This is a genomic window from Nocardia tenerifensis NBRC 101015 (assembly GCF_000308715.1).
GTDB classification, from domain to species: Bacteria; Actinomycetota; Actinomycetes; order Mycobacteriales; family Mycobacteriaceae; genus Nocardia; species Nocardia tenerifensis.
In genome coordinates, this window is record NZ_BAGH01000025.1 from 1 (window position 1) to 10,109 (window position 10,109).

The 10,109-nt window shown below is 66.3% G+C and carries 9 protein-coding genes; 7 read left to right on the forward strand and 2 right to left on the reverse strand.

Annotated elements, in window-relative coordinates; all coding sequences use genetic code 11:
- Window positions 1-218 precede the first annotated feature (218 nt).
- The 6 genes from lysS (at window position 219) to ON39_RS02155 (ending at window position 7,606) form a co-directional block, all read left to right on the forward strand.
- Window positions 219-1,718 (forward strand): lysine--tRNA ligase, encoded by a 1,500-nt coding sequence (gene lysS / locus ON39_RS02130; RefSeq protein ID WP_040730213.1) that lies wholly within the window; start codon window positions 219-221, stop codon window positions 1,716-1,718.
- A gap of 114 nt (window positions 1,719-1,832) precedes the next feature.
- Window positions 1,833-2,192: a histone-like nucleoid-structuring protein Lsr2 gene (locus tag ON39_RS02135; protein ID WP_040730217.1), complete on the forward strand. Its 360-nt coding sequence runs from the start codon at window positions 1,833-1,835 to the stop codon at window positions 2,190-2,192.
- Between the two features lie 282 nt (window positions 2,193-2,474).
- Window positions 2,475-3,038: an FHA domain-containing protein gene (locus tag ON39_RS02140; RefSeq protein WP_246002975.1), complete on the forward strand. Its 564-nt coding sequence runs from the start codon at window positions 2,475-2,477 to the stop codon at window positions 3,036-3,038.
- A 131-nt stretch (window positions 3,039-3,169) separates the two neighbouring features.
- Window positions 3,170-3,748 (forward strand): anthrone oxygenase family protein, encoded by a 579-nt coding sequence (locus tag ON39_RS02145; protein WP_040730222.1) that lies wholly within the window; start codon window positions 3,170-3,172, stop codon window positions 3,746-3,748.
- 99 nt (window positions 3,749-3,847) lie between these two features.
- The gene (locus ON39_RS02150) at window positions 3,848-4,789 is read left to right on the forward strand and encodes an esterase/lipase family protein (protein ID WP_040730234.1); all 942 of its coding nucleotides are present in this window, start codon (window positions 3,848-3,850) and stop codon (window positions 4,787-4,789) included.
- 264 nt (window positions 4,790-5,053) lie between these two features.
- The gene (locus tag ON39_RS02155; protein WP_040730225.1) at window positions 5,054-7,606 is read left to right on the forward strand and encodes an ATP-dependent Clp protease ATP-binding subunit; all 2,553 of its coding nucleotides are present in this window, start codon (window positions 5,054-5,056) and stop codon (window positions 7,604-7,606) included.
- A 56-nt stretch (window positions 7,607-7,662) separates the two neighbouring features.
- On the opposite strand, the gene ON39_RS02160 is transcribed toward ON39_RS02155, so the two are convergent.
- A complete protein-coding gene (locus tag ON39_RS02160; protein ID WP_040730228.1) occupies window positions 7,663-8,475 on the reverse strand; it encodes an LLM class flavin-dependent oxidoreductase in 813 nt (270 codons plus the stop codon).
- A gap of 120 nt (window positions 8,476-8,595) precedes the next feature.
- On the opposite strand from ON39_RS02160, the gene ON39_RS02165 reads away from it, so the two are divergent.
- A complete protein-coding gene (locus ON39_RS02165) occupies window positions 8,596-9,234 on the forward strand; it encodes a vWA domain-containing protein (RefSeq protein ID WP_174412489.1) in 639 nt (212 codons plus the stop codon).
- 163 nt (window positions 9,235-9,397) lie between these two features.
- On the opposite strand, the gene ON39_RS02170 is transcribed toward ON39_RS02165, so the two are convergent.
- Window positions 9,398-10,060, reverse strand: coding sequence for a response regulator transcription factor (locus ON39_RS02170; protein WP_040730231.1), 663 nt, complete (start codon window positions 10,058-10,060; stop codon window positions 9,398-9,400).
- Window positions 10,061-10,109 lie beyond the last annotated feature (49 nt).

Below are 10,109 nucleotides of genomic sequence, written 5' to 3' on the forward strand. Positions count from 1 at the left end.
CTTTTCGCGGGGGTATCGATGCATGCCCGCTATTTCCGGTGCTGCCCGGCCGCGCAAATCCGGCGGGTGTCGCGGCTCGGCACCGAGACCGATTCGTTACTCCGTGAAGTAGGCCGGGCGGCCCGCAAAACGATTTCCGGTGCACGCTAGGGTTGTTGGATGTGAGCACCGCCAACACTTCCTCGTCCAGCGATCCCGCATCGGATTCGCGGCCTGCCGTGGCGACCGACGCCGACGACGCCCCGGAGCAGATACGGATTCGCAAGGAGAAGCGGGAGCGGTTGCTCGCCGACGGCGGTGACGCGTATCCCGTGGTCGTGCCGAGGACGCATACCCTCGCCGAAATTCGCGCGGCATATCCGGATCTGGCCCCGGACACCCAGACCGGGTTGCAGGCGGGTGTCGCTGGTCGCGTCATATTCATGCGTAATACCGGCAAGCTGTGTTTCGCCACGCTGCAGGAGGGCGACGGCACCAAGCTGCAGGCGATGATCAGCCTGAACGGCGTCGGCGCCGACGCGCTCGCGGCCTGGAAGTCCGATGTCGACCTCGGCGACTTCGTTTTCGTGCACGGCGAGGTGATCTCCTCGCGGACCGGTGAATTGAGCGTCATGGCCGATTCCTGGTTCATGGCGGCCAAGTCGCTGCGACCGCTGCCGGTGGCGCACAAGGAGATGAACGAGGAGTCGCGGGTCCGGCAGCGGTATGTCGATCTGATCGTGCGCCCAGAGGCCAGGGAAATGGCGCGAACCCGCATCGCGGTCGTGCGCGCGCTGCGCAATGCGCTGGAACGGCGCGGCTTCCTCGAGGTGGAGACGCCGATGCTGCAGACGCTGCACGGCGGCGCGGCGGCCCGGCCGTTCGTCACCCATTCCAATGCCCTCGATATCGATCTGTACCTGCGAATCGCGCCGGAGCTGTTCCTCAAGCGCTGCGTGGTCGGCGGCCTGGAGCAGGTCTTCGAGATCAACCGGAACTTCCGCAACGAGGGCTCGGACTCCACCCATTCCCCCGAGTTCGCGATGCTGGAAACCTACGAGGCTTACGGCACCTACGACGACTCCGCGCGGATGATCCGCGAATTGGTGCAGGAGATCGCCCAGGAGGTGTTCGGCACGCAGGTGGTCACGCTGGCCGACGGCACCGAATACGACCTGCGTGGCGAGTGGACCACCGTCGAGATGTACCCGTCGCTGTCCGACGCCCTCGGCGTCCCCGTGACACCCGAAACGTCGGTCGCCGAATTGCGTGCGCTCGCCGAACGGGTCTGTCTGGAAATTCCCGACGGCAAGGGCTATGGCCACGGCAAACTCGTCGAGGAACTGTGGGAACACCAGTACGGCGACAAGCTGTACGCACCGACTTTCGTGCGCGACTTCCCCGTGGAGACCTCCCCGCTCACCAGGCAGCATCGGACGAAGGCCGGCGTCACCGAGAAGTGGGACCTCTATGTCCGCGGCTTCGAGTTGGCAACTGGCTATTCGGAGTTGGTCGATCCGGTGATCCAGCGCGAGCGCTTCGTGGATCAGGCGCGGCTGGCCGCGCAGGGCGACGACGAAGCGATGGCGTTGGACGAGGACTTCCTGGCCGCGATGGAGCACGGCATGCCGCCGACCACCGGTACGGGTATGGGAATCGATCGTCTGTTGATGGCGTTGACGGGTCTCGGAATCCGGGAAACAATACTGTTCCCAATTGTGCGGCCGGTCACTCGGTGACCTGCTGATTGCAAAATCGCGGGCTCGTCTTGGAAAATTTGGAATTCGAGGTATTCTTGCCTCGGGTAATCGGCCTAGTTGCGGGTCGCACGATTTCGAGAGGACGTTCATCTCATGGCAAAGAAGGTCACCGTTAGCCTGATCGACGATGTCGATGGGGAGTCCATCGCGGACGAGACCATCGAGTTTGCGATCGACGGTGTTTCGTACGAGATCGACCTGTCGTCGGCGAATGCCGCGAAGCTGCGCGACGGGCTGGAGGAGTGGGTTTCGAGCGCGCGTCGCGTGAGTGGCCGTCGCCGGGTCAAGGCCGCCGCTACGGCGGCCGGTGCCCCCAAGAGCCGGGTGTCGATCGACCGGGAACAAAGTGCGGCAATTCGCGAGTGGGCTCGTCGGAATGGACACAAGGTGTCCGCGCGGGGACGTATCTCCGCCGACATCACCGACGCGTACAACAAGGCCGCGAAGGGTTAGTTTCATATTTTTCAGCCGCCGTCCCGGCGAATCGTGCGACGCCGGGGCGGCGGTTTTCTCTTTCTCCGCAAGCCTCATAGGCTCCTGATATAACCGCGTGGCGCGAAGACACGCTGCTCGAAGTGGCGCGCGGATCGATCTTGCTCGTGGTTCCAGGACGCGGCACCATGGAAACGTGCAACGGTCACTGGCGGTATGGAGAGGCGAGGTATCGGCGCAGTGACTGGATTCGTCGGATCATTTTTGCGATTCCAAGATGACACGGGTCGTCAGCATGAACTCATGCTCACCGCGGAACGCGAGCGCGTGACGATCGGCCGCTCGCCGCAGGCCGATCTCGCCCTGCCGTGGGACGCCGAGGTGTCCAGGCTGCACGCGGCGATCGAGTACCTCGGCGCGCAGTGGACCATCGTGGACGACGGCCTTTCTCGCAACGGCACGTTCGTCAACGGCGACCGCATCGTCGGCCGGCGCAGGCTGATGGCGGGCGACGTCATCCGGGTCGGCACCTCGCGGGTGTCCTTCCACGATTTCGGCGGCGTCGCCGACGACATCACCCGCGTCTCCAGCGGCACGGGCCCGCCGAGCCTTCGCCAGCTCACCGAGACGCAGCGCGCGGTGCTGATCGCGCTGTGCCGCCCGTACAAGAACGGCGCCGCGTTCGCGACGCCCGCCTCCAACCAGCAGATCGCCGAGGAGTTGTTCCTCAGCGTCGACGCGATCAAGACGCACCTGCGCGCGCTGTTCGCCAAGTTCGGCGTCGAGGATCTGCCGCAGAACGCGAAGCGAGTCCGCCTGGCCTTCTTGGCCATTCAGAGCGGACTCATCTCGGACCGGGACCTCTGACGCTCCGGTAGACGATCGCTTAGCCGGCCGAGCGCCTCGGCCATGGAGAGCCGTGTGGAAACCGGCTTGACTCATATCCAGCGAACCGGAGCGATGAGGGCTCCGGTCGGGGTTTCCACTCAGGAGGAATTATGACCGCCGCACGCCTGGCCGCCTTGGTCGCGGCCACCCTGGCCACCGGACTGATCGCCGGGCTGTTCTACGGCTACGCGAACTCGGTGATGCCCGCGCTGAACCAGACCGACGACCGCACCATGATCGACGTGATGCAGAAGATCAACGTGGTCATCATCAACCCGGTGTTCATGATCGGGTTCGTCGGCACCGTCGGCTTCTCGATCCTGGCCGCCGCGCTGCACCTGGGGAAGGACCAGCGGACCACGCTGATCTGGATCGGCGTCGGCCTGGTCATCAACATCATCGCCTTCGCCGTCACCTCCGGACTGAATGTGCCGCTGAACGACCAGCTGGCCGCCGCGGGCGACCCGTCGCAGATCGGCGACCTGGCCGCGGTCCGCGCCGACTTCGAATCCGCCTGGGTGCGTTGGAACATCGTCCGCGCGGTGCTGCACACGCTGGCCTTCCTCGTGCTGTGCGGCGCTCTGTTCGTCTCCGGCGTCCAGCAGGGCAAGGCGAGCGCGGCGGCCCCCGCCCCGCAGGTCACGCAGGGTCAGTACCCCGGCCAGCCGGGCGCCCCGACCTACCGCTAGGTCTGGACGCCAACGGCCGCAACCAGTTTCGCGACTCGACCACGCCTGGAACGCGCCGCACGGTAGTTTCTGGAACACGTTCCAGATTTGGAGGCTACCGTGCGGCGTGTTCCAGGTTTCTCGTTTCTCGTCCTCGTGCTCGCCGCGCTGTGTATCGCCGCCGCGGGCCCGGCGCAGGCCGAGCGCTACCCGGTCGACTACAACTTCTTCGCAGGCATCCCGAACGAGCTGGCGAATCCGGGCGGCTCGCTGCCCGGCGCCAACGACTGGTCCTGCCGCCCGAGCGCCGCGCACCCGAACCCCGTGGTGCTCGCGCACGGCACCGGCGGTGGCGCACAGACGAATTGGGGCGTCTACGCGCCGCTGCTGGCCAATGAGGGCTACTGCGTGTACTCCGTGACCTACGGTGCCTACGACATGCCGTGGCCCATTTCGGCCATCGGCGGAATGCTGCCGATGGAGCAGAGCGCGCCGCAGTTCGCGGCCTTCGTGGACCGCGTGCTCGCCGCGACCGGGGCGCGACGGGTCGACATTGTCGGCCACTCGCAGGGCAACTTCATCGGCAACTACTTCATCAAGCGGCTCGGCGGCGCGGCCAAGGTGGACAGGCTCGTCGCCCTCGCGCCGCCCTGGCTCGGCTCGGACGTCGCGGGCGTCGCCGAGATCTCCGCCTTCAGCCAGCGCCTCGGCGCGGGGCCGGCCTTCGACGCCATGGTCGGGTCGCTCTGTCAAGCCTGCCGTCAGGTCTTCGCGGGCTCGGACTTCCTGCGGGCACTCAACGCGGACGGCGTCTACCACCCGGCCGTCGCCTATACCAATATCGCCACCCGGCACGACGAGCTCGTCGTGCCCTACACCTCGGGGCTGGCGCCCGGCCCGAACGTGACCAATATCGTGGTGCAGGACGGCTGTGCCCAGGACTTTTCCGAGCACGCGGGCATCGCGGGCAGCCCGCGCGCCGCGGCGTACGTGCTCAACGCCCTCGACCCCGACCACCCGAGGGAGGCGCCGTGCGGTTTCATTCCGCCGTTCACCGGGTAGCACCCCGGCGAACGCGCCTGCCCTGTTCGCTGAGGGCAAAACCGGATCGGGAAACGATTTATGCAACGCTCACGTTATGAGTGAATGACCATGCTGACGCTGGTCGCCAATAGGGTGGACTGGCGGCGGCAGTAACCCCCGGCCACTAGAGTGGAGGCGGGGGCCGCAACCCCCGGGCTTCATGGCAGGCTGACGCCCACGGTTGTTACACAGCACACTGCGGCGTCTGTTGCCAGAATGTCGGAGCAGGAGAGTGAGGGAGCGATGTTCGAGAGGTTCACCGACCGCGCGAGGCGTGTCGTTGTCCTGGCCCAGGAAGAGGCCCGGATGCTCAACCACAACTACATCGGTACCGAGCACATCCTGCTGGGGCTGATTCATGAGGGTGAGGGTGTCGCGGCCAAGTCGTTGGAGTCGCTGGGTATTTCGTTGGAGGGCGTGCGTAGCCAGGTCGAGGAGATCATCGGGCAGGGCCAGCAGGCTCCGTCGGGTCATATTCCGTTCACGCCTCGGGCGAAGAAGGTTTTGGAGCTGAGTCTGCGTGAGGCGTTGCAGCTGGGCCATAACTACATCGGTACCGAGCACATTCTGCTGGGGCTCATCCGTGAGGGTGAGGGTGTGGCCGCGCAGGTGCTGGTGAAGCTGGGCGCGGATTTGAACCGGGTGCGTCAGCAGGTGATCCAGTTGCTGTCGGGGTATCAGGGCAAGGAGCCGGTGGAGTCGGGTTCGCGTGGTGAGGCGGGCACTCCGTCGACGTCGCTGGTGCTCGATCAGTTCGGCCGTAACCTGACCCAGGCCGCCCTGGAAGGCAAGCTCGACCCGGTGATCGGGCGCTCGAAGGAGATCGAGCGGGTGATGCAGGTGCTGAGCCGGCGCACCAAGAACAACCCGGTGTTGATCGGTGAGCCCGGTGTCGGTAAGACCGCCGTGGTGGAGGGCCTGGCCCAAGCCATCGTCAACGGTGAAGTGCCGGAGACGTTGAAGGACAAGCAGCTCTACACCCTCGACCTGGGATCTTTGGTGGCGGGTAGCCGGTATCGGGGTGATTTCGAGGAGCGGTTGAAGAAGGTCCTCAAGGAGATCAACACGCGCGGGGACATCATCTTGTTCATCGATGAGCTGCACACCCTCGTCGGTGCGGGTGCCGCCGAGGGCGCGATCGACGCCGCCTCGATCCTGAAGCCGAAACTGGCCCGTGGCGAGTTGCAGACCATCGGCGCGACGACCCTGGACGAGTACCGCAAATACATCGAGAAGGACGCCGCGTTGGAGCGGCGGTTCCAGCCGGTGCAGGTGGGTGAGCCGACCGTCGAGCACACCATCAACATCCTCAAAGGTCTGCGGGATCGGTATGAGGCTCATCATCGGGTGTCGATCACCGATGGTGCGCTGGTGGCCGCGGCCACGTTGGCCGACCGCTACATCAATGACCGGTTCCTGCCGGACAAGGCGATCGATTTGATTGATGAGGCGGGTGCGCGGATGCGGATCCGTCGGATGACCGCTCCGCCGGATCTGCGGGAGTTCGACGACAAGATCGCTGACGCGCGCCGGGAGAAAGAGTCCGCGATCGACGCCCAGGATTTCGAGAAGGCCGCCCGCCTGCGGGATAAGGAAAAGCAGCTCGTGGCCAAGCGGGCGGAGCGGGAAAAGCAGTGGCGTTCCGGGGATCTCGATGTCGTGGCGGAGGTCGATGACGAGCAGATCGCTGAGGTGCTGGCCAACTGGACCGGTATCCCGGTGTTCAAGCTGACCGAGGAGGAAACGACTCGGTTGCTGCGGATGGAGGATGAGCTGCACAAGCGGATCATCGGCCAGGAAGACGCGGTCAAGGCCGTGTCCAAGGCGATCCGCCGCACCCGTGCCGGGTTGAAGGATCCCAAGCGGCCGTCGGGGTCGTTCATCTTCGCCGGCCCGTCGGGTGTGGGGAAGACCGAGCTGGCCAAGTCGCTGGCGAACTTCCTCTTCGGTGATGATGACGCGTTGATCCAGATCGACATGGGTGAGTTCCATGACCGGTTCACCGCGTCGCGGCTGTTCGGTGCTCCTCCGGGGTATGTGGGGTATGAGGAGGGTGGTCAGCTGACCGAGAAGGTGCGGCGTAAGCCGTTCTCGGTGGTGTTGTTCGACGAGATCGAGAAGGCCCATCAGGAGATCTACAACACGTTGTTGCAGGTCCTCGAGGACGGCCGGCTCACCGACGGTCAGGGCCGGACGGTGGATTTCAAGAACACGGTGCTGATCTTCACCTCGAACCTGGGTACCTCCGACATCTCCAAAGCCGTCGGGCTCGGATTCTCCCAGTCCAATATTCAGGGTTCGAACTACGAGCGGATGAAGCTCAAGGTCAACGACGAGCTCAAGAAGCATTTCCGGCCCGAGTTCCTCAACCGCATCGACGATGTGATCGTGTTCCACCAGCTCACCACCGAACAGATCGTGCAAATGGTCGATCTGATGATCGGGCGTGTCGGGGTGCAGTTGAAGAACAAGGACATGTCGATGGAGCTGTCCGAGCAAGGCAAAGCCCTGCTGGCCAAACGCGGCTTCGACCCCGTCCTCGGCGCGCGCCCGCTACGGCGCACCATCCAACGCGAGATCGAAGACCAACTCTCGGAGAAAATCCTCTTCGGCGAGATCGGCCCCGGACAAACCGTCTACATCGACGTCGAAGGCTGGGACGGCGAAGGCTCCGGCGAGGACGCCAAGTTCACCTTCACGGGTAAGACGAAGCTGACCAAGTCGGACAAGGACGAGAAGCCCGAGGTCGTGCTGACCGGTGCCGCCGAAGGCGCCGCGGAAGCCTCCGGCGAGTAAGAGCACTACGCGAAAGGCCCGCCCTCGAAAGGGGGCGGGCCTTTTTCGTTGCGCGGCTACTGATCGTGCGGGAAGCGCGCGAGCACCGGGGCGAAGGCGTCGGACAGTTCGCCCGGGACGATCACCTCGTCGATTCCGTACTTCTCCCTGCGGTTTTCGAGGACAGCCGCGGCGGCATCCGGGTCGGCGTCGAGGACACCGGCCGCGCCGGCGGCCCGCAGGGCGTCCGCGCTGAGGCCGAGGCGGGCGCTCGTCCAGTACGGGAGCCGGTCGCCGAGGCCGATCAGCTGGTGGCTGAACGGGATGTCGCGGTCGGTGTGGTCGCGCACCACGCGGACCATGTCGGCCAGCTCCGCCTCGGTGACCTGCGGGCCCGCGGCAAGCAGGATGCGGTCGGCGAACTCCGCCGCCGCGGCGAGCATGCGCGGGCCGCTGGCGGCCACTACGACCTCGGGCGCCGGGTCGACCTGCGCGCGGACCGCCGCGATGGTGTCGGCCAGCTGTGCGCGGCGCTCGGCCGCCGAACCCCAGGGCAGGCCGAGGCGTTCGGCCTCCGAGCCGGCGTCCGGCCGGCCGGAGCCGATGCCGAGCTCGAACCGCCCGTCCGAAAGCAGTTGCAGCGCTGCGGTTTCCCGGACCGTCGCCGCGGCGGTGCGCAGCGGAGCGGCGAGCACATTGGGGCGCAGCCGGACCGTGCCGGTGACCGCCGCCGCGGCGGCGAGGGCCGGGAACGGTGAGGGGGTGTTCAGCGTGTCCGGCAGCAGAATCGTCCGGTATCCGCGCTGCTCGGCATCGCGTGCGTCCTTCGCCCACGCGGCGCCGGAGCGCGGGGTGATGACGAGGCCGAATCTCATGCTCGTGGTGTTCATGCTGAAAGCCTGCGCCGCCGGCCCGCCCCGGGGCATCGGTCGCGCGGCGTCGCTCGCCGTACGCCTCGGCGCGTACGCGGCGTACTTTGGAGGGGGTTCAGAGAACCGACGGGGGAGCTCATGACAAATCCAGACCTGACACTGATCGCCGTACTGCTGGACCGTTCCGGGTCGATGCAGTCGATCAAATCCGACACCGAGGGCGGGTTCGGCGCCTTCATCGAGGAGCAGCGCAAACTACCGAAGACGATCGAGGTGACGCTCGCGCGGTTCGACACCGAGTACGAATGTGTCTACACGAACCGTCCGATCGCGGAGGTGCCGGCGCTGGAGCTGCAGCCGCGCGGCATGACCGCGCTGTACGACGCGGTCGGCAGGCTGGTCACCGACGTCGGCGCGGAGCTCGCGAAACGGCCCGAACAGGAACGGCCCGGCACGGTCATCGTCGTCGTGCTCACCGACGGTCACGAGAATTCGAGTAAGGAGTGGACGCATAGCGCGGTGAAATCCCTGATCACCCAGCAGCAAGAGGTTTACGACTGGAATTTCCTGTTCCTCGGCGCGAATATGGACGCCGTCGAGATCGGCACCCAGATGGGTTTCCTCCGGCGCAACTCGATCACGTACGCGGCCGCGCCGCAGGGAGTTTCGGGCGTGTTCCGCGCGGCGTCGGCCAGCTCGGCGCGGCTGCAGCGCGGGGCGAAGCGCGGCGGATTCACCGACGCGGAGCGCGAGCAGTCCAATCCGGGTGACGCGTAGGTCGCTCCGGGCGTTGCCGGTCCGATCCCGGGTGGTGCAAATGCGCCCAGGCGGCGTGTAGGACGACCTGGGCTGCGCCTGATGCGACACGGGCGCGACCGTAACCGATTCGGGCGACGCGGCCACTACTGACGGCGCGCAGTCCGATCCGCGGAGCGTCCGATTACTGCCAGCCCGGCCGCACCACGCCGGATTCATAAGCCATGACGACCAATTGGGTGCGGTCGCGGGCGCCGAGTTTCATCAGGATCCGGCTGACGTGCGTGCGCGCGGTGGCGGGACTCATGTACAGCCGCTCGCCGATCTCGGCGTTGGTGAGCCCCTCGGCCACCAGCACGAGCACCTCGCGTTCGCGGTCGGTGAGCTCGGAAAGCGTTGCGGGCGGCGGGGTCTTGGCGTGCGCGGAGAACTCGGCGATCAGCCTGCGGGTGACGCCGGGGGACAGCAGCGCGTCGCCGGCCGCGACCACCCGGACCGCCCGCACCAGATCGGCGGGCTCGGTGTGCTTGACCAGAAAACCCGTGGCGCCAGCGCGCATCGCCTCGAAGACGTACTCGTCGAGCTCGAAGGTGGTCAGCACGACCACCTTCACCTCGGCCAGCTTGGCGTCCTCGGCGATGATCCGGGTGGCGGCGAGGCCGTCGAGGATCGGCATCCTGATGTCCATCAGCACCACGTCGGGGGTGAGGGCGCGGGTCATCCGCACGGCCTGCTCGCCGTTGTCCGCCTCGCCGACCACCTCGATGCCGTCCTGTGCCTCCAGCAGCGCGACGAAACCGCCGCGTACCAGCGCTTGATCGTCGGCCACCAGTACCCGAATGGTCATCTGCGTCTCCTAGTGCGTAGCGGGCCCCGGCGCGCTCTGCTGCTGTGCC